Source organism: Pseudoxanthomonas sp. F37 (assembly GCF_022965755.1).
In the GTDB taxonomy this organism is placed as follows: domain Bacteria; phylum Pseudomonadota; class Gammaproteobacteria; order Xanthomonadales; family Xanthomonadaceae; genus Pseudoxanthomonas_A.
Window position 1 is genome coordinate 1,688,317 of record NZ_CP095187.1, and the last position, 19,258, is coordinate 1,707,574.

General features: G+C 67.6%; 15 protein-coding genes and 1 pseudogene. 9 read left to right on the forward strand and 7 right to left on the reverse strand.

Translation table 11 applies throughout. The features are described from left to right. Positions 1-8: 8 nt before the first annotated feature. The 3 genes from MUU77_RS07840 (at position 9) to MUU77_RS07850 (ending at position 3,028) form a co-directional block, all read left to right on the forward strand. Positions 9-2,042, forward strand: a complete 2,034-nt coding sequence (locus tag MUU77_RS07840) for an amidohydrolase family protein (protein ID WP_245093523.1) — start codon at positions 9-11, stop codon at positions 2,040-2,042. Positions 2,043-2,141: 99 nt separating this feature from the next. Next, the gene (locus tag MUU77_RS07845) at positions 2,142-2,624 is read left to right on the forward strand and encodes a glutathione peroxidase (RefSeq protein WP_245093525.1); all 483 of its coding nucleotides are present in this window, start codon (positions 2,142-2,144) and stop codon (positions 2,622-2,624) included. Beyond that, positions 2,621-3,028 (forward strand): hypothetical protein, encoded by a 408-nt coding sequence (locus MUU77_RS07850; RefSeq protein WP_245093532.1) that lies wholly within the window; start codon positions 2,621-2,623, stop codon positions 3,026-3,028. Before MUU77_RS07845 ends, MUU77_RS07850 begins: the two co-directional genes overlap by 4 nt. On the opposite strand, the gene MUU77_RS07855 is transcribed toward MUU77_RS07850, so the two are convergent. The 7 genes and pseudogenes from MUU77_RS07855 to MUU77_RS07885 form a co-directional block, all read right to left on the reverse strand. Then, positions 3,013-3,795 (reverse strand): lysophospholipase, encoded by a 783-nt coding sequence (locus MUU77_RS07855; RefSeq protein WP_245093534.1) that lies wholly within the window; start codon positions 3,793-3,795, stop codon positions 3,013-3,015. The genes MUU77_RS07850 and MUU77_RS07855 overlap by 16 nt on opposite strands. Next, positions 3,792-4,328 carry a TlpA disulfide reductase family protein gene (locus tag MUU77_RS07860; protein ID WP_245093536.1) on the reverse strand — a complete coding sequence of 179 codons (537 nt, stop codon included), beginning with the start codon at positions 4,326-4,328 and terminating at the stop codon, positions 3,792-3,794. The genes MUU77_RS07855 and MUU77_RS07860 overlap by 4 nt, the downstream gene beginning before the upstream one ends. Positions 4,329-4,412: 84 nt before the next feature. Continuing rightward, entirely contained in the window at positions 4,413-5,192 is a 780-nt protein-coding gene (locus MUU77_RS07865) for a ferredoxin--NADP reductase (protein ID WP_245093538.1), read from the reverse strand. Positions 5,193-5,261: 69 nt separating this feature from the next. Continuing rightward, on the reverse strand, positions 5,262-6,374 hold the full coding sequence (locus MUU77_RS07870) for an NAD(P)/FAD-dependent oxidoreductase (RefSeq protein ID WP_245093540.1): 1,113 nt from the start codon (positions 6,372-6,374) through the stop codon (positions 5,262-5,264). Positions 6,375-6,512: 138 nt separating this feature from the next. Next, complete coding sequence (locus tag MUU77_RS07875) at positions 6,513-8,159, reverse strand: pseudouridine synthase (RefSeq protein ID WP_245093542.1); 1,647 nt, start codon at positions 8,157-8,159, stop codon at positions 6,513-6,515. 269 nt (positions 8,160-8,428) lie between these two features. After that, positions 8,429-8,983: pseudogene (gene scpB, locus MUU77_RS07880) on the reverse strand (SMC-Scp complex subunit ScpB); the annotation flags it as partial. 46 nt (positions 8,984-9,029) lie between these two features. Next, entirely contained in the window at positions 9,030-9,935 is a 906-nt protein-coding gene (locus MUU77_RS07885; RefSeq protein WP_245093544.1) for a ScpA family protein, read from the reverse strand. A gap of 375 nt (positions 9,936-10,310) precedes the next feature. Between MUU77_RS07885 and MUU77_RS07890 the strand changes: the two genes are divergently transcribed. From MUU77_RS07890 to MUU77_RS07915, 6 genes are all read left to right on the forward strand, one after another. Further along, on the forward strand, positions 10,311-10,610 hold the full coding sequence (locus MUU77_RS07890; protein WP_245093546.1) for a YciI family protein: 300 nt from the start codon (positions 10,311-10,313) through the stop codon (positions 10,608-10,610). Then, the gene (locus MUU77_RS07895; RefSeq protein ID WP_245093555.1) at positions 10,607-10,873 is read left to right on the forward strand and encodes a BolA family protein; all 267 of its coding nucleotides are present in this window, start codon (positions 10,607-10,609) and stop codon (positions 10,871-10,873) included. Before MUU77_RS07890 ends, MUU77_RS07895 begins: the two co-directional genes overlap by 4 nt. 222 nt (positions 10,874-11,095) lie before the next feature. Further along, positions 11,096-13,225: a glycoside hydrolase family 3 N-terminal domain-containing protein gene (locus tag MUU77_RS07900; protein ID WP_245094307.1), complete on the forward strand. Its 2,130-nt coding sequence runs from the start codon at positions 11,096-11,098 to the stop codon at positions 13,223-13,225. A gap of 185 nt (positions 13,226-13,410) precedes the next feature. Beyond that, on the forward strand, positions 13,411-14,439 hold the full coding sequence (locus tag MUU77_RS07905) for a LacI family DNA-binding transcriptional regulator (protein WP_245093557.1): 1,029 nt from the start codon (positions 13,411-13,413) through the stop codon (positions 14,437-14,439). Positions 14,440-14,540: 101 nt separating this feature from the next. After that, entirely contained in the window at positions 14,541-17,588 is a 3,048-nt protein-coding gene (locus tag MUU77_RS07910) for a TonB-dependent receptor (RefSeq protein WP_245093559.1), read from the forward strand. A gap of 67 nt (positions 17,589-17,655) precedes the next feature. Further along, positions 17,656-19,176, forward strand: a complete 1,521-nt coding sequence (locus MUU77_RS07915) for a tryptophan halogenase family protein (protein WP_245093561.1) — start codon at positions 17,656-17,658, stop codon at positions 19,174-19,176. Positions 19,177-19,258: the final 82 nt, after the last annotated feature.

The window sequence follows — 19,258 nt, forward strand, 5'->3', positions numbered from 1 at the left end:
AGAATCCTGTGAAGCCCGTCCTTGCCCTGTGCTGCGCGTTGTTGCTGGTGCCTTCGGCATTGGCTGCCGAAACCCTGAAGTACGTGGCCCTGGTGGACGGCGGCAAGAAGGCCGGCGAACAGACGGTGACCACCGGGGACGACGGCGTCACCCGGGTGGACTTCATCTTCAAGGACAACGGACGCGGTCCGGAGTTGAAGGAGGAGTACCAGCTTGCCGCGGACGGGACTTTCCAGCGTTACCAGGTGAAGGGGGTTTCCACCTTCGGCGCGCCGGTGGACGAGACCTTCACCCGCGAGGGCGACACCGGACGCTGGAAGAGCACATCGGACGCCGGTACCCACACGTTCACGGACACCGCCTTGTACACGCCGCTGGGCGGCACGCCGGCGACCACCTCGGTGGCCCTGGCGGCCCTGGCCAGGCGTCCCGACGGCAAGCTGCCGCTGGTGCCGAGCGGCACGCTGACCCAGCGCCGGCTGGCCTCGATGGACATCAGCAGTGGTTCGCAATCGCACACCGTCGACCTGCTGGCGCTGACCGGTATCGGCTTCACGCCATCGTTCGTGTGGGTGACGCGCGAAGCGCAGCCACGCATGTTCGCGTACATCTATCCGGGCTTCCTGCAACTGATCGAGGACGGCTGGCAGGGCACGGCCAACACGCTGGAAGCGCGCCAGAAGGTCGCCGAGCGCGAGGCGCTGGTGGCGCTGCAGCAACGCCTGGCGCATCCCTTGCCCGGCACCACGCTGATCCGCAATGCGCGGGTGTTCGACAGCGAGAAGGCCGTGCTGGGCGCGTCCTCCGACGTGGTGGTGCGCGATGGCAGGATCGTGTCGGTGTCGCCGGCGGGACAGGCGAAGGTCGACGCGCAGCAGGTGGTGGACGCCGGCGACCGCGTGCTGCTGCCGGGCCTGTACGACATGCACGTGCATGCGGGCAGCTGGGAAGGCGGCCTGCACCTGGCGGCAGGCGTCACCAGTGCGCGCGACATGGGCAACGACAACGCGACGCTGCAGCAGCTGATGGCGGAAGAAAAGGCCGGCACGCTGATGCACCCGCGGGTGATCCCGGCCGGCTACATCGAAGGCCAGAGCCCGCATTCCTCGCAGGGCGGCTTCGTGGTGAGTGACCTGGACGGGGCGAAGCGGGCCATCGACTGGTACGCCGACCACGGCTATCCGCAGATCAAGATCTACAACTCCTTTCCGAAGGACATCCTGCGCGACACCACGGCCTATGCGCACCAGCGCGGCCTGCGGGTCAGCGGGCACGTGCCGGCCTTCCTGCGCGCGCAGGACGTCGTCGAGCAGGGCTACGACGAGATCCAGCACATCAACCAGGTGATGCTGAACTTCTTCGTCACCCCGGAGACCGACACACGCACGCTGGCACGCTTCTACCTGGTCGCCGACAAGACCGATGGCCTGGATTTCGACAGCCGGCCGGTGCAGGACTTCATCGCCGAGCTGGCCCGGAAGCAGGTCGTCATCGATCCTACCCTGGCGACGTTCGAGTTCCTGCACCAGCGCGAAGGGCAGCTGTCGCCCATCGTCGCCGACGTGGCCGACCACCTGCCGCCCGACGTGCAGCGCAGCCGGCGTGCGGCCGAGATGGACATCAAGGACGACCAGACCGGCGCGCGCTACAAGCGCAGCTTCGACAAGCTGGTCGATTTCACCGGCCGCATGTACCGGGCCGGCGTGCCGCTGGTCGCCGGCACCGACGAATTGCCGGGTTTCACCCTGCAGCGGGAACTGGAACTGTACGTGCAGGCTGGCCTGACGCCGGCGCAGGTGCTGCAGGTGGCCACCTGGAACGGCGCCAAGTACAGCCGGACGCTGGACGAGGCCGGTTCCATCAGCCCCGGCAAGCGCGCGGACCTGGTGTTGGTGGATGGCGACCCCACCGTCGACATCGCCGACGTGCGCAAGCTGGCCCTGGTGATCAAGGGCGGCCAGGCCTACTACCCGGCCGAGATCCACGAAGCGCTGGGGATCAGGCCGTTCGCGCCCGCCTTGAGGGTGCAGCCGGCACGCTGACCTTGATGGGGGGCAAGCGCCGTGCCGAGCGCCGTGAATGCGGCCACTTGCCCGCCTCGCGCGACAGGTGTCTGATAGCGCCTTTCCAGGAGCGCGCGCATGGCCACTGCCTACGACTTTTCCGCCCAGGACATCGATGGCCGCGAGCGCTCGCTTTCGGAATACCAGGGCAAGGCACTGCTGATCGTCAATGTGGCGTCCAGGTGCGGTTTCACGCCCCAGTACACCGGCCTGGAGGCGCTGTGGCGCGAATTCGGGCCGCAGGGCCTGGTGGTGCTGGGCTTCCCCTGCGACCAGTTCGGCCACCAGGAGCCGGGCGACGAAGCGGAGATCCGCAACTTCTGCTCGCTCAACTACGACGTGACGTTCCCGCTGTTCGCCAAGATCGAGGTCAATGGCGATCGGGCGCATCCGTTGTGGAAATGGCTGAAGCAGGAGAAGAGTGGACTGCTCGGCATCGGTGCCATCAAATGGAACTTCAGCAAGTTCCTGGTGGGGCGCGATGGCAAGGTGATCAAACGGTACGCCCCCACCGATACGCCGGATTCCATCGCGGGCGACATCCGCGCTGCGCTGGCGTGAGCGACATGGCAGGCGCGGCCGATGGCCGGGTGTTCCATATCGAGTTCGCGGCCACGGACTACGGGCTGCACGCCTGGGTGACGGGCACCAACGGAACGTTGGAGACCACGCTGGCGTACTGGCGCACGATCGCCGAAGAAGTGCGCAGGGTGCGGCCGGAAGGATTGCTGGTGGTGGACGACATGGAGGGCGAGCCGCCACCGCCGGGGCAGCTGCTGGAATTTGTGCAGGCCATGCAGGGGCAGGGCATGGAGGCGGTGCGCATCGCGTACGTCGAGCGGCATACCGACCAGCTCGCCCAGGTCGAGTACGCCGGGCTGCTGGCCAACGAGCATGGTTTCGATGCCCGCGTCTTCGCCGACGAAGGTGCCGCCATCTTGTGGCTGCGCTACGGGGAGCGCTGAACCTCCAGGCGCGCCGGCCCCGCCGCCGACAGCATGCGTTGCGCCAGGGGCGACCACACCTTCCAGGCATGGCCGCCGTCGACCACCGTCACGTGGTCGGCCGGCAGCAGCCCGGCCAGCGGCGGCATGGCGCCGGCCAGGCGGTCCTGCGCGCCATAGCCCAGCCATACCGTGCGGGTACGGCCGGGCTCGCGCTGCCAGCTCTGCAGATGGCGCCAGAGTTCGCGCTGGTAGTTGCCGGCATCCACCTCGGCGGGAACGGGTCCCGCCTCCCAGGCACCCAGTCCGCTGCGGCGGATTTCGTCGATGAGCGGGCGTTTGCCCAGGTAGGGCGCCAGCAGGACCAGGCCATCGGCTTGGCCGGGGTAGGCGCGGTCGTACATCAGACTGCCCATGCCGCCCATCGAGGCCCCCAGCAGCCACACCTGGCGATAACCGCGCTGGCGGGCGGGCGACACCACTTCGGCATGCAGGCGCTGCGGAGCGCGTCCCTCCATGTAATAGGCGAAGCCCAAACCGGTCAGCAGCACGTCGGCGTCCGGCCACGCGGCCTGCACCGCCGGGACGATGCCGCTGGCGCGCAGGGCCGCGATGTCGTCGCCGCGTCCGGGCAGCACCACGACCAGCCGGGTGGCCGGTCCGGCGGCGGGCACGAGCGCCTGCGGTATCGGCGCGCGCGCGTTCCCGCCTCCCGGCAGACATCCGCCCAGCAGCGCCGTTGCGGCGAATGCGACCAGGGACAGCAGGATCCGGCGCTTGACGTTCACGGGGCGCCGACCTTCCGCTGGAGTGCCTCTTCCGGCAGCAGTTCCAGCAGTTCCTGCATGAAGGACTGCAGGACGTTTTCCGAGTATCCGCGGTGCGTCTGCGCGATCAGGCCATCCTGGCCGATGATGAACATGTTGGGCAGCGCGGTGACGCCGTAGCGATCGCTGACGGCGCCGCGCTCGTCGTGCACGTAGGTCAGGTCCAGATTCTTGTTGGCGCGGATCACGGCATTGAAGTCACGGCGCGGTTCCTTGAAGTTGACCGCGATGACTTCCAGGTGCTCGCGTCCCACGACCTCCTGGACCTTGCCCAGCATCGGCAGTTCGCGCCGGCAGGGGCCGCACCACGAAGCCCAGAACGTCACCACGACCACCTTGCCCTGCAGGGCGGCCAGGTCGATGACGTTGCCCCCGCGGTCCTTCAGGCCGATGGGCGGCGGCGCTTCCCCGATCCCGGGCTGCTCCGGCGGCTCGGCGGCGCGGACACAGGTACTCACGGCCAGCAGGGCCGCCAGCCAAAGGCAACGCATCATGTGCAGATCCTCCCCAGGACGTGGGGCGAGCGTAGCATCTGTGCGCCGGGTTCCGGCGGCGGGTAGCCGGCGTGGCGCCGCGGGCTACTTCTCGACGAAGGCGCGTTCGAACACGTACTGGCCCGGCGTGCCGATCCGCGGCGCGGCGGCAAACCCGCGGCTGTCCAGCAGCGCGCGGAAGTCGGCCAGCATCTGCGGGCTGCCGCAGATCATGGCCCGGTCGCGTTCGGCGTCCAGCGGCTCGATGCCCAGCGTCTCCATCATGGCGCCGCTGGCCATGAGATCGGTGAGGCGACCGTGGTTGGGGAACTCCTCGCGGCTCACCGCCGGGTAGTACAGCAGCTTCTCGCGGATGGTCTGGCCGAGGAACTCGTGCTGCGGCAGTTCCTTCTCGAAGTAGTCGCGATAGGCCAGGTCCTCGGCGTGGCGCACGCCGTGGGTCAGGATGACCTTGTCGAAGCGTTCGTAGGTTTCCGGGTCCTTGATCACCGACAACCACGGCGCCAGCCCTGTCCCGGTACCCAGCAGGTACAGGTTGCGGCCGGGGTGCAGGTCGCTGATCAACAGCGTGCCGGTGGGCTTGCGTCCGATCAGGAGGGTGTCGCCGGGCCGGATGTGCTGCAGGCGCGAGGTCAGCGGGCCGTGGGCCACCTTGATGCTGAAGAACTCGAGCTGTTCTTCCCAGTTGGCGCTGGCGATCGAGTACGCGCGCATCAGCGGCTTGCCATCGACCTCCAGGCCGATCATCACGAACTGGCCGTTCTCGAAGCGGAAACCGTCGTCGCGGGTGGTGGTGAAGCTGAAGTAGGCGTCCGTCCAGTGACGGACGTCGAGCACCGTCTCGGTGCCGAACGCAGAGGACATGGGGGAAGTCTGGGCTGTCGGTTCAACGCGATATTGTAGCCGACCGCTCCGGCGCGGCCTTGATCGTACTCAATCCGCGTCCTCCCCATGGGGCGGCAATCCGCCGCGTCGATGGAAGCAGAGCTGCTCGACGGCACGACGCAGTGGGCGCGCGGTCAGCAGCAGGTCCATCGGGGCGTCGAACTGCCCGTGGTCGAACGCCCATCGCAACAAGCGCTTGAAAGCGAAGCCGGGAACAGGCGGCGCAACGGGAGCGCCCGACGACGCTGTACCGGACAGGCGGCCGGCCAGCATGCGCCCGATGGTCGCGCCGTGGCGCAGGCCCGAATGGATGCCGCCCGCGGTCAGCGGCGACACCATGCCGGCCGCATCGCCGACCAGCACCACCTCGTCCCCGCGCATCGGCCGGACCGGACCCCCACAGGGAATCAGGCCGGCGCGGACGCTGTCCGGTGGCCGCGCGACCTGCAGCCCCGTCATCGGTGCGATGTGGCGCAGGAAGCCTGCCATGTCCGGCGCCTGCGTATCGCCCGGCCGGTACCGCCGCGCCAGACCGGCCTGCACGCCCGTCGGTGTCTGTGCCATCCAGCCCAGATAGCCCGGGGCGAAGCGCTTGCTGATGAAGCAGTGCAACGCATCCGGTTCGCGCAGGGCCGCGCCATCGAACTCGTATTCGACGCCGTGGAGGAACTGCTTCACCCGCCCCAGGCCAAGCCGCTGGGCGACCCGCGACCGCGCGCCATCCGCGCCCACCAGCACGCGTGCGCGACCCACGCCCTGCACCTGCCATCCGGTGGGTGTGCGCACGGCATCGCGGAATGCGCATCCCCGGCGTAGTTCCACGCCGCAGGCCTCGGCGCGCTGGCCGAGCCAGCGCATCAGGGCCGGCGTGTCGGTGGTGTGGAAGCGGTATCCGTCGGCGCCCAGCCGCACGCTGCGCAGGTTCGGCGAATACAGGCGGACTTGCGGCACGGCACGCAGCAGCGCAGGCGGCATGCCGGCCAGCAGCGGCGCATCGCAGGCCTCCTGCACCAGGATGCCGGTGGTGTGCACGCGTTCGCCCAGATCCTGCTTGCGGTCGATCACGCAGACGGCCAGGCCGTGCCGGGCCAGTTCGCAGGCGCAGGCCAGGCCGGCGAATCCTGCGCCCACGACGATCACGTCATAGCGGTTGTCCTGCATGGCCGGTTGCCAACTCCATCGCCGAAGGAGGTGCAGGGTGCAGGCCGTGCGGGGAGCGGCGATGAAGTCGCCATGAAGTCGCGGCGACCGAGCCGCGGAAACGGAGAAGGCGCCGATGGGCGCCTTCTCCATGTTGCCTCAGCCGTGTCCGCCGCTGCGGGGGCCCCGCTGCCCACCGCCGCCAGGACGGCCGCCGGGGCCGCGTCCTCCGGCAGGTCGCCCGCCCGGCCGCGGGCCGGCATGTTGCGGGCGATTGCCGCCGCCCGGACGGCCTTGCGGACGCGGACCGCGCGGCTGCTGACCGTAGGGGTTGAAGCCGGGGTTGGCGTGATCGGACGGGAAGCTGGGGGCGCTGGCGGGATGGCCGTACGGACGCGCCGCGCGCTGCGGCTTGCCCGCGCCGGCGCCCTGCGCGCCACGCGGCCCCCGTTCGGCGCCGAAGCCCGCGCGGTCGTTGCCGAAGCGGTCGCCGCCGAAGCCGCCCTGTCCACCGCCCGGCCCCCGCTTGCCTGCGCCGCCGCCCGGCTTGCCGCCGGCACCCGGACGCCCCCCCGGCTTGCCGCCGTAGGGCTTCTTCGGGCCGCCGGGGCCGGCATTGCGGTGGCCGGCCGGGCCGGTGTCCACGCCCTCGGGCACATACCAGCTGCGGAACGCCGCCGGATTGCCTTCGGGCAACGGCTTCGGACCCTTGGGCGTGCGCTGCTTGAACGGACGCTGCGACTGCTTGGCCGCCTGCTCGCCGCTGACGGTCAGGCCGCCGTGCGGCTTCTTGCCGCGGCCACCGCGGCCGCGGTCTTCGCGCACATGGTCGAAGCGACGCAGCTCGCGGCCTTCGTCGGCGCTGTTGTGGCCGTTGACGTAGGCGCTGCCGCTGCGGCCACCGCCGACGTGCACGGTGGACTTGGCGGCCTTGCGCTGGCCGATCACCGGCTGCAGCGTGAGCGCGGCGGGCGTGCCGTCCTCCAGGCCCAGGTCCTTGCGCAGCGCCTCGACCTGCGCATCGGGCAGTTCCTGCGACTGGCCGCGCAGCAGCGGCTGCGGCAGGCTGACCTTGCCGTAGCGCACGCGCTTCAGGCGGCTGACCTGGCAGCCCTGCGATTCCCACAGCCGGCGCACTTCGCGGTTGCGGCCTTCCTTGACCACCACGCGGAACCAGTCGTGCGAGTCGGTGCCGCCGATGCGTTCGATCTCGTCGAATTTCGCCGGGCCGTCCTCCAGCGCCACGCCGCGGCGCAGGCGGTCGACCACGTTGTCCGGCACGCTTTCCTGGCCTTCCGGCGCGCGCACGCGCACCACGTACTCGCGCTCGACCTCGTACGAGGGATGCATCATCGCGTTGGCGAGTTCGCCGTCGGTGGTCAGCAGCAGCAGGCCGGTGGTGTTGATGTCCAGGCGGCCGATCGCGATCCAGCGCGCACCCTTGAGGGCGGGCAAGGCTTCGAAGATCGTCGGCCGGCCTTCGGGGTCTTCGCGGGTGGTGACTTCGCCTTCGGGCTTGTTGTAGATCAGCACGCGCGAGGGTTCGGTCAGTGCGCTGGCCACGAAGGTCTTGCCGTCCAGCTCGATCTTGTCGCCGGCCTTGACCGACATGCCGGTCTGCGCGGTTTCGCCGTTGACCTTGACCAGGCCATCGGCGATGCGCTGCTCCAGCGCGCGGCGCGAGCCCAGGCCGGCCTGCGCCAGCACCTTGTGCAGGCGCTCTTCCAGGCGCGGGGCTTCGGTCGGGGCGCTTTCGCGCTTCAGGGACAGCTTGCCCAGCGAGGGCTTCTTGGGGGTGTTGCTCATTGTTTCTGCTCCGACGGTGCCCGGTCTTCCTGGTCGGAAGCAGCGGCGTCGTCATCTTGGGGTTGAGGTTCGTCGGTGGCGCCGGCGTCGTCGCCTGCGTCATCCGAGGGTGCGTATTCGCCGGCATCGTCCGATGCCGCGCTGTCGGGGTGTTCGCCGCCGTCCGTGCCGGCCCGGGCGTCGCCGTCATCGTCCGCGACGGGCGTGCCGATGTCCTGTCCGCCGTCGACGGCATCGCCGCTGGCGATGCTGACCGGCAGCGGGGCGCCGTCCAGCGGAAGCTGGGGTTCCAGTTCGCCGATGTCCTTGAGTTCGGACAGGGGCGGCAGTTCGTCCAGGCGTTTCAGGCCGAAGTAGTCCAGGAAGGCCTTGGTGGTGCCGAACAGCGCCGGCTTGCCGGGCACGTCGCGATGGCCGACCACGCGGATCCACTCGCGTTCTTCCAGCGCCTGGATGATGTTGCTGCTGACCGCCACGCCGCGGACCTGTTCGATCTCGCCACGGGTGATGGGCTGGCGGTAGGCGATCAGGGCCAGGGTTTCCAGGGTGGCGCGGGTGTACTTGGTCTTGCGCTCGGTCCACAGGCGCGCCACCCAGGCATGCACGTCGGCCTTGACCTGGTAGCGGTAGCCGGAGGCGACTTCGACCAGTTCCACGCCACGGTCGGCGCAGGCCTCGGCCAACTGCTGCAGGGCGGTTTCGATGCTGCCCTCGGGTGCCGGCTCCTCTTCGGGAAAGAGGCCATGCAGCTGCGCCAGCGTCAGCGGCTGGGTGGCGGCCAGCAGGGCGGCCTCCACGATGCGGTTGATGAGCGATTGATCCATGCGGTCCTGTCGTTCGGAAGTGCGGCGGGCGTGCGGCCCGGCCGCGTCACGGGCTGTCGTTGGCGGCGTCGCTGTCGTCGAACTCGCTGGAGAACTGCAGCGGTTCGTTGGTGTTGTTCAACGCCAGCGACTTGATGTAGATCGGGGCGAGCGGGGCTTCCTGCACGATGTCCAGCAACTGCTCCTTGGCCAGTTCCAGCATGGCCAGGAAAGTCACCAGCACGCCCAGCTTGCCTTCCTCGGGGGCGAACATGCTTTCGAAACGGTGGAACCTGCCGTCCTCCAGCCGCGTCAGGACGTCGCCCATGCGCTGGCGCACGCTGAGCGCCTCGCGCTTGATGGCGTGGCCGCTGAACAGCTCGGCGCGCTTGAGCACGTCGTGCAGCGCCAGCAGCATTTCCTTCAGCTCCACCGGCGGCGGCAGCCTGACCGCGGCGCGGTCCGGTACGTCGGCATGCACGGGGGTGGTGTCGCGGTCCACGCGGGGCAGGGCGTCCAGGTCTTCGGCCGCCTGCTTGAAGCGCTCGTACTCCTGCAGGCGGCGCACGAGTTCGGCGCGCGGGTCGCCTTCCTCGCCCTCCTCGGCGACCGGCCGCGGCAGCAGCATGCGCGACTTGATCTCGGCCAGGATGGCCGCCATCAGCAGGTACTCGGCGGCCAGTTCGAACCGCAGCTCCTGCATCACGTTGATGTAGTCCACGTACTGCCGGGTGATCTCGGCGACGGGGATGTCCAGGATGTCCAGGTTCTGCCGGCGGATCAGGTACAGCAGCAGGTCCAGTGGGCCTTCGAACGCGTCCAGGATGACTTCCAGCGCGTCCGGCGGAATGTACAGGTCCTGGGGTATCTGCAGGACCGGCTGGCCATGCACCACCGCCAGCGGCATTTCCTGCTGCTGCGGATGGGCGGGCGGGTGTTGTGGGTTCGCGTCGGACGCGAGTTCTGGGCTCATCAAGAAACAGCCATCGTGCGGATCACCAAGCGGGCCTGCGCACGGCAGGACGGCGCGGCACCGGCAATGCACCAACCATCATCATCATGCGTCGCAGGGCGAACGCTTCCCTTACAGCAACCAGCAAAGCACACCGCCGGAGGCGGTGGCGGACAGCGAGAGGTCGTCGGGCGCGGGCGGTGGGGGGCAGCGAATCGAACGTCCCGGTGGTCCCTCGACGGGGCAGGGAGGCCGGCGCCGCCGGTTCTTCCCATGGACGGGCCGCTGCTTCCGGCCGTGCAATGAAGGACAGGGTAAGCCCTGGCCCTTGCGGTGTCCAGCACCCGGCCACCGGTGCCCACGTACAATTCAGGCAACGCACCGGGAGTGAACACCATGTGGTATGCCATCGAGGGCCATGACGCGGCCGACGCCCTGCCCAGGCGGCTGGAAGCCCGCCAGGCGCACCTTGCGCGGCTGATGGCGTTGCGCGACGAGGGGCGCCTGCTGCTGGCGGGGCCGTGCCCTGCGATCGATGCCGAGGATCCGGGTCCGGCGGGCTTCAGCGGCAGCATCGTGATTGCCGAGTTCGATTCCCTGGAGGATGCGCGGGCCTGGGCCGAGGCCGATCCCTACGTCGCGGCGGGCGTGTACGCGCGCGTGGACGTGCGCCCGTTCCGCAAGGTGCTGCCATGACCCGGACCGAGCGCATCCGCGAGGCGCTGGCGGCCCTGCAGCCGGTGACGCTGGAGGTGGTGGACGACAGCCACCGGCATGCCGGGCACGAGGGTGCCCGCGACGGGCGGGGGCATTTCACCGTGCGGATCGTCAGCCCGGTGTTTGCCGGCAAGGCCCCGCTGGCCCGCCACCGGGCCGTCTACGCGGCCCTGGGCGAGATGATGCAGACCGACATCCATGCCCTGGCCATCGAGGCGCGGACGCCGGACGAGGGGGCCTGACGCCCATCGTCTTTTCCGGCACTGCGACATGCAGTGCTGGATGAAAACGTTTACATTCGCCCCCTTTCGCATCGCCGGGAGGGCGCCATGACCCGTAACCACCACCCCTTTTCTGCCACGCCCCTGCGGGCCGGCCTGCTGGCCGTGCTGCTTGCCGCCCCCGCCGCGGCCAAGCCGCCGGTCTACGCCACCCCGGCCGAGACGGCCTTCGTCGACGCGCTGATGGCGAGGATGACGGTGGAGGAAAAGCTCGGCCAGCTGAACCAGCCGCCGGGCGTGGGCAACAACACCGGCCCGGCCGCGATGGCGGGCAACGAGGACCAGATCCGCCGGGGCGAGATCGGTTCCTACCTCGGTACCCAGGGGGCGGCGCTGACCTGCCGCCTGCAGAAGATCGCGGTGGAAGAATCGCGGTTGGGCATCCCGCTGCTGTTCGGCTACGACGTGATCCATGGCCACCGGACCGTCTTCCCGGTGCCGCTGGGCGAATCGTCCAGCTTCGATCCGGATGAGGTCCAGCACGCCGCGCGCGTCGCCGCGATCGAGGCCGCCGCCCACGGCATCCACTGGACCTACGCGCCGATGGTCGACATCGCGCGCGATCCGCGCTGGGGCCGCATCGTCGAAGGCGCCGGCGAGGATCCTTACCTCGGCTCCGTCCTGGCGGCGGCGCGGGTGCGCGGCTTCCAGGGCGACGACCTGCGCAAGCCGGATGCGGTGCTGGCCACGGCCAAGCATTTCGTCGCCTATGGCGCGGCCGAGGCCGGTCGCGACTACAACGTGGCCGACATCTCCGAACGCACCCTGCACGAGGTCTATCTGCCGCCGTTCAAGGCCGCCATCGATGCCGGCGCGCAGTCGATCATGGCCTCGTTCAACGAGATCGCGGGTGTGCCGATGCATGCGCACCGGCCGCTGATCCAGGACCTGCTGCGCAAGCAATGGGGCTGGGACGGGCTGCTCGTCAGCGACTACACCGGCGTGATGGAACTGATGCCGCATGGCGTGGCCGCGGACCGCGAGCAGGCCGGCGCGCTGGGCCTGCGTGCCGGCGTCGATGTCGACATGGTCAGCCAGATCTACGTGAAGGACCTGCCGGCCGCGGTCAGGGCGGGCCGCGTGCCGATGGCGGAGGTGGATGCGTCGGTGCGCCGCGTGCTCAATGCGAAGTACCGGCTGGGCCTGTTCGACGACCCGTACCGTTCCTGCACGCCGGATGGCGCACGCGAGCGCGCGCTGACGCTGACGCCCGAGCACCGCGCCGCTGCGCGCCGCATGGCGCAGAAGTCGATGGTGCTGCTGGAGAACCAGGGCGACGTGCTGCCGTTGTCGAAGTCGGTGCGCACGCTGGCGGTGATCGGCCCGCTGGCCGACCACCGCCGCGCGATGCTCGGCAACTGGGCGGTGGCCGGGCGCGAGGAGGATGCGATCACGCCGCTGGAGGGCCTGAAGGCGGCGCTGGGCGACAAGACCCGGCTGATCGTGGTCAAGGGCGCCGACATCGACAGCCAGGACACCACAGGCTTCGCCGAGGCCGTCGCCGCCGCGAAACAGGCCGACGCGGTGGTGATGTTCCTCGGCGAGCACCCGGACATGAGTGCGGAAGCCAACAACCGCACCTCGCTCGATCTGCCGGGCGTGCAGGAACGATTGGCGCTCGCCGTCGCCGCAACCGGCAAACCGGTCGCCCTTGTGCTGCTCAACGGTCGCCCGCTGTCGATCGGTCGCCTGAAGGGCAGGGTGCCGGCGATCCTCGAAGCCTGGTTCCCCGGCGTGGAAGGCGGGCCGGCGATCGCCGACGTGCTGTTCGGCGACGTCAACCCGTCGGCGAAGCTGCCGGTGACCTTCCCGCACAACGTCGGCCAGGTGCCCATCTACTACGCGCACAAGAACACCGGCCGCCCGCCGAGCGAGGAAGAGAAGTACACCAGCAAGTATCTCGACGTGCCGTGGACGCCGCTGTACGCCTTCGGCCATGGTCTGAGCTACACGACGTTCCGCTACGACACGCCGGTCCTGTCGAAGAAGACGCTGGCGCCTTCTGCGCTGCAGCAGCAGGTCAGCGTGCGCGTCACCAACACCGGCAAGCGGGCGGGCGAGGAAGTCGTGCAGTTGTACGTGCGCGACGATGTGGCCAGCATCACGCGACCGGTGAAGCAGCTGCGCGGATTCCAGCGGGTCGCGCTGCAGCCGGGCGAGTCGAAGGTGGTCACCTTCGCGCTGGGTTTCGATGACCTGGCGATGCTCGACGACCGCATGCAGCGCGTGGTCGAACCGGGCACGTTCACCGTGTTCGTCGGCGGCAGTTCGGACACGACGCACGAAGCGAAGTTCGAGGTCGCCGGCAAGTAAACCTGAGGCGTTGCGGCATGGGTGAATATGCTGCAACGCAAAATACTTACGGATACCTGTCGGCTCACACAAGTGCCTGAATTCCAGGCATTTTCGGGATTGAATAACGCGGGCTTTACACGTTTCCGTGAAAACGGTTACAGTCCGCGCCACTTGCAGCAGTCATCACCGCGGAGGGGCGGGGAATGGCGCGAACCTCGGTCACCATCAAGGATGTCGCACGTGAGGCACGGGTTTCCGTGGCGACCGTGTCGCGCGCCTTGAACGGGCACGAGAACGTGGCCGAATCCGTGCGCCAGCAGGTCCTGGCCACGGCCGACCGCCTGCGCTACCAGCCCCATGCCGCGGCCCGCAGCCTGAGCAGCCGGCGCACCCAGACCATCGGCGTGGTGCTGCCCGACCTGTATGGCGAATTCTTCTCCGAACTGATCCGCGGCATCGACCAGGTGGCCCGCGCGCGTCGCCAGCATCTGCTCGTCTCCAGTTATCACGGCCTTCCGGAGGAGCAGGGTGAAGCCCTGCGCGCCATGCGGGGCCGCGTGGATGGCCTGCTGGTGCTGTCCCCGTATACCGACCAGCCCGGTTTCCTGGTGGACAACCTGCCATCGTCGCTGCCGGTCGTGCTGATCAATACCGACGTGCAGGAAGCGGCCTATCCGGCGCTGACCATCGACAACTACAGCGCCGCCGTGGCCATGGTCGAGCACCTGGCGCAGGCGGGCCATCGCCGTATCGCCTTCATCGGTGGGCCGGAAGGCAATTTCGACGCACGCGAGCGCCTGCGCGGCTACCGCGATGCGCTCGCCCGCTTCGCGCCGGAGGCGATGCCGCAGGAGTTCGCCGGGGACTTCAGCGAGACGGCCGGCTACGAAGCCGGAAAGCGCATCGCGCAGGCGGCGGACCGGCCGCAGGCGGTGTTCGCCGCCAACGACATGATGGCGCTGGGCTGCCTGTATGCCTTCAACGAGGCCGGCGTGCGCGTCCCGCAGGACATCGCCCTTGCCGGCTTCGACGACATCCCGCTGGCGCGCTTCGTTCACCCGACCTTGACCACGATGCGGGTCAGTATCGCGGAGCTTGGCGGGCAGGCGATGAGCCGGCTGCTGGACACGATCGACTCCGACGGCGAGCGCGTGGCGCCGTCGGCGACGCTGGTTCCCGAACTGATCGTGCGGGAGTCGAGCATCGGAGCGGTGCCGCGGGCGAAGAAGTAAGAGAAAGAGGCACCCGCTTTTTTTTGGGCGGGCTTGTAACCGATTACAGGCGGCCATCAAGCCGGCCCGCAATGAAACGACTTTTTGGAGGGAGAGAGCCAATGAAACATCGCAACCGTTCCATGTTCCAACCCAAGCGCAAGCTGCTGACCTGCGCCTTGGCCAGCGTACTCGTCGTGGCCAGCGGCCACGCCATCGCCCAGTCGTCCAACGCCACGCTGCGCGGCAAGGCGGAAGCCGGCGCGCAGGTCACCGCGGTCAACACCGCCACGGGCAGCAAGCGGCAGGTGACCGCGAATGCCGACGGCAGCTATGCGCTGGCCGGCCTGCCGCCGGGCACCTATACGGTGTCCTCGGGTGGAACCGAACGCACCGTAACCCTGCAGGTCGCTACGTCGGTCAGCCTGGACCTGGTAGGCGGCGCGCCTGCCGCTCCGGCCGGCGATGCGACCACGCTGGACACCGTGCGCGTGTCGGCCCCGCCGCTGCAGGAGGTCAAGACCTCCGAAGTCGGCACCAATGTGTCACTGAAGCAGATCAACACCATCCCGCAGCTGACGCGCAACTTCCTCGAGTTCGCCGACACCGTGCCGGGCATGCAGTTCGAGACCGACCAGAGGACCGGCCAGTCCAAGCTTCGTGGCGGCGCGCAGAAGACCAGTGCCATCAACGTCTACATCGATGGCGTGGGCCAGAAGAACTACGTTCTGACCGGTGGCGTGGCGGGCCAGGACCAGAGCGCGGGCAATCCGTTCCCGCAGCTGGCGATCGGCGAGTACAAGGTGGTGACGTCGAACTACAAGGCCGAGTTCGATCAGGTAGGTTCGGCAGCGATCATCGCCCAGACCAAGTCGGGTACGAACGAGTTCAAGGGTGAACTGTTTACCCGGTACACAAATACCTCGATGCGCCAGCCAACCGTAAGTGAAGTCGGTGCAGGCGAGGATAAGGCCAAGACCAAGCAGAACGAGTACGGCTTCGCGCTGGGCGGCCCGATCATTCAGGACAAGATGCACTTCTTCTTCAGCTACGAAGCCAAGGATTTCGTGCTGAACGTCGATCCCGTGGCGGTTCCCAATCAGTGGGCTTCCTTCGAAGACTTCCTGCCGGAGCGGATCCGCGACCAATTGGGTCCGACGACGTCCCCCTTCAACGAAGACTTGTACTTCGGCAAGTTGAGCTGGGACATCGGCGACAATGACCGGCTGGAATTGTCTGCGAAGTACCGCGATGAAGAAGGCGTCAGCGGCAATGGCGGTACGACGACCGATACCGCGGCGAAAGTTAACTTCAATACCGATAAGCGCTACGACTTGCGCTGGATGCATTACGGTGAAACGTTCCTCAATGAGGCGCGTGTTACCTACGAGGACTCGCTCTTCAACCCGGCGGCTTTCACCATCGGCAACCAGTCCGTCTATACGCGCGGCCCCGTCGAGAACGATGTCCTGCTGTTCGCTGATTCCACCAGCGCATTGTCCATCCAGCGCAAGGGTCAGAAGGGCCCGGCGTTCCAGAACGACTTGACGTTCAACTCGTTCGAATGGATGGGCGACCATGTCGTCAAGATGGGCGTGAAGTACAAATCGGTTGAACTGACGCAAAGCGAGAACTCGGCGATCAATCCGACGTTCCGTTATGCGGTCAATGATGGTTCGCTGGCGGTGACGCCGTATACGCCCATCGGCACGGCCACGATCCCCTATCAGGTCAACTTCAATCTGCCCTTCGAGGGTGCCTCGCCCATCGTTACCACCAAGGCCAAGCAGTACGGCATCTACGTGCAGGACGACTGGGATGTCACTGATCGCCTGCAGCTGAATCTCGGCCTCCGTTGGGATTACGAAGAGATCCCGTCCTATCTGGATTACCAGACCCCGGAAGAGGTGGTCGACGCATTGTACGGTCCCGGCACGGGTAGCAACTCGGGCGGCGTCTACGCCGACCAGCTGCGCGCCGGCGGTGTCAACATCGAGGACTACATCAGCACTGGCAACAACCGCAAGGCCGACAAGAACAACTGGGCGCCACGCCTGGGCTTCTCGTACGACCTGACCGGCGACGAGCGTTGGGTGGTCTTCGGTGGCGCAGGTCGTAGCTACGACCGAAACCTGTTCGACTACATGGGTCTCGAGCAGGTCAAAGCAGCGCTTGCTACTTACAAAGTCAATTTCGTCGAGACATCGGGATGCACCCCCGCACCGGGCACATGCGTGCCTTGGGATGCGAGCTATCTGAACGGAATCGATGCGCTGCGTGGAATCGTCGACGAGCGCGGCCGAAACGGCGAAATCGATCTGCTGAACAATGATCTCGTTACTCCGTATTCTGACCAGTACTCGCTCGGCATCCGCGGCACGATCGGCGAGTGGAGCACGTCGGCAACGGTGGCCTACATCCACAGCAAGGAAGGTTTCGTCTTCACCTTGGGCAACCGCTATCCCAACGGCAATTTCTGGGATGCGCCCTCGTGGAATCCTGATGACATCGCGCAGCCGTGGGACCACAATCCGCCAGGCTTCGGCGGCCTGATCCTGGGTGATAACGGCATAGAGACCAAGACCACGCAGTTGTTGCTGTCGGCCGAGAAGCCCTATACCGAAGAGTCCGGTTGGGGATTCACTGCGGCGTATACGTTCTCCCGTGCCAAGGGCAACCGCGGCGGTGACGAGCACTACTCCTTCGATGCTCCGACGATCGAGGCGTATCCCTTCATCGACCTGAAAGCCACGCCGCGGCACCGTCTGGTGATGACGGGTATCTATGACTTGCCGTGGGGCTTCACCGCCTCCGCCAAGGTGACCCTGGCGACCCCGCCGCCGATCAACGATGTTGCCGGCTGGTGGACGTACCAGTCCCCAGAGCCCGTTCCCCCGCTGATCGTCTCTGTAGACGCGCCAGGAACGTTTGGTACCAAGCAGTTGGATCTGTCGCTGTCCAAGCGCTTTGATATCGCCGAAGACATGGCGTTCGAAGTGCGTGCCGACATGATCAACGTCACCAATGAAGAGAACTACAGCTCGTATGACGTGATGTGGGGCTCCGGTGGCGTCTACGATCCGTCGGTCAGGGTCCGCGACACGGGCAATGACGTCAGGAGCTACACATCGCCGCGCACGCTGTTCGTCAGTGCGCGTCTGACCTGGTAACAGGTACGACGTCATAGGCCATGTTCGGGACCCGCGCAAGCGGGTCCCGTCATATGGGGGAGGGGAGATGGACGTCAGTCCGATTCGCGAAGTGGTGGTGGTGGGCGGCGGCTCGGCCGGCTGGATGGCCGCGTCGGCGCTGGTCAGGCATCTGGACCGGAGCTGCAAGGTACGGCTGGTGGAGTCCGACGAGATCGGCATCATCGGCGTCGGCGAAGCCACGGTGCCGCACATCCGCACGTTCAATGCGCAAGCGCTGGGGCTGGACGAGGCGGAGTTCGTCCGCGCCACCCAAGGCACCTTCAAGCTCGGCATCGAGTTCCGCGACTGGGCGCGCATCGGCGACCGTTACATGCACGGGTTCGGCATGGTCGGGCACGACCCCGGTCCAGCCGCGTTCCACCATTACTGGCTGCGCCTGCTGCTGGCCGGCAAGGATGTCGGCGACATCGGTTCGTATCAATTGCAGACCGTGGCCTCGCGCCAGGACCGCTTCCTTCCCGGGGCGACGGACGTACCGCCCACGTCGCCTCTGGCATCGGTGGCCTACGCCTACCACTTCGACGCGACGCTCTACGCGCGCTACCTGCGCGGTTTCGCGGAAGGACAGGGCGTCGAAAGGATCGAAGGCAGGGTGGTGGATGTCGAGCTGCGTCCGGAGGATGGTTTCGTCTCGGCGGTGGTCATGGCCGACGGTCGCCGCGTCGAAGGCGACCTGTTCATCGATTGCTCCGGCTTTCGTGGCGTGCTGATCGAGCAGGCGCTGAAGACCGGCTACGAAGACTGGAGTCACTGGCTGCCGTGCGACCGAGCGGTGGCGGTGCCCTGCGCGCGCGCCGGCGACCCCACGCCCTATACGCGCTCGACAGCGCGCACGGCGGGCTGGCAATGGCGCATTCCGCTGCAGCATCGCACCGGCAACGGCCTGGTCTACTGCAGCCGCTTCCTCAGCGACGACGAAGCCGCAGGCACGCTGCTTGCGAATCTGGACGGCGATGCACAGGCGGAACCGCGGCCGCTGCGTTTCGTGACCGGCAAGCGCAAGCAGTTCTGGAGCCGCAACGTGGTGGCGGTCGGGCTTGCGAGTGGCTTCATGGAGCCGCTGGAGTCGACCAGCCTGCTGCTGATCCAGACGGCGATCCTGCGCTTGCTGGACATGTTTCCGCGACGGGGAATCGATCCCGGTCTGGTCGCGCGCTACAACCAGCGCACGCATTTCGAGTACGACCATATCCGGGATTTCCTGATCCTGCACTACAAGGCCGTGGAGCGCGACGAGCCGTTCTGGCGCGAATGCCGGGACATGGCGATTCCCGACACGCTGCAGGCCAACATCGATCTGTTCCGCAACAGCGGACGCTTCTATCGGGACGGCGAGGAGTTCTTCGCCCTGCAGAGCTGGGTGCAGGTGATGCTGGGCCAGCGCATCGTGCCGGAGGCCTATTCGCCCCTGGTGGATCGCCTGTCAGAGGCAGAGGTCGAGGCCTTCGTGGCGAATGTCCGGCAGACCATCGACCGCTGCGTGCAGGCCATGCCCAGGCACCAGGCCTTCATCGAACGCCATTGCCGGGCGCCGGCGGTGGGTTGAATGCGAGTGAACGCGTGGCCGCTGCACTGCAGCATGGAAGCCTCTGGTTTTCCGAAAGGAAACAAGGGTTTGCGCACCCCGC

What these genes read in the sequence shown, in the direction of transcription:
- MUU77_RS07845 (WP_245093525.1), top strand. Translation starts at nt 2,142, where the DNA reads ATGGCCACTGCCTACGACTTTTCCGCCCAGGACATCGATGGCCGCGAG.
- MUU77_RS07910 (WP_245093559.1), top strand. Translation starts at nt 14,541, where the DNA reads ATGAAACATCGCAACCGTTCCATGTTCCAACCCAAGCGCAAGCTGCTG.
- MUU77_RS07870 (WP_245093540.1), bottom strand. Translation starts at nt 6,374, where the DNA reads ATGCAGGACAACCGCTATGACGTGATCGTCGTGGGCGCAGGATTCGCC.
- MUU77_RS07875 (WP_245093542.1), bottom strand. Translation starts at nt 8,159, where the DNA reads ATGAGCAACACCCCCAAGAAGCCCTCGCTGGGCAAGCTGTCCCTGAAG.
- MUU77_RS07865 (WP_245093538.1), bottom strand. Translation starts at nt 5,192, where the DNA reads ATGTCCTCTGCGTTCGGCACCGAGACGGTGCTCGACGTCCGTCACTGG.
- MUU77_RS07890 (WP_245093546.1), top strand. Translation starts at nt 10,311, where the DNA reads ATGTGGTATGCCATCGAGGGCCATGACGCGGCCGACGCCCTGCCCAGG.
- MUU77_RS07900 (WP_245094307.1), top strand. Translation starts at nt 11,096, where the DNA reads ATGGCGAGGATGACGGTGGAGGAAAAGCTCGGCCAGCTGAACCAGCCG.
- MUU77_RS07905 (WP_245093557.1), top strand. Translation starts at nt 13,411, where the DNA reads ATGGCGCGAACCTCGGTCACCATCAAGGATGTCGCACGTGAGGCACGG.
- MUU77_RS07915 (WP_245093561.1), top strand. Translation starts at nt 17,656, where the DNA reads ATGGACGTCAGTCCGATTCGCGAAGTGGTGGTGGTGGGCGGCGGCTCG.
- MUU77_RS07885 (WP_245093544.1), bottom strand. Translation starts at nt 9,935, where the DNA reads ATGAGCCCAGAACTCGCGTCCGACGCGAACCCACAACACCCGCCCGCC.
- MUU77_RS07895 (WP_245093555.1), top strand. Translation starts at nt 10,607, where the DNA reads ATGACCCGGACCGAGCGCATCCGCGAGGCGCTGGCGGCCCTGCAGCCG.
- MUU77_RS07860 (WP_245093536.1), bottom strand. Translation starts at nt 4,328, where the DNA reads ATGATGCGTTGCCTTTGGCTGGCGGCCCTGCTGGCCGTGAGTACCTGT.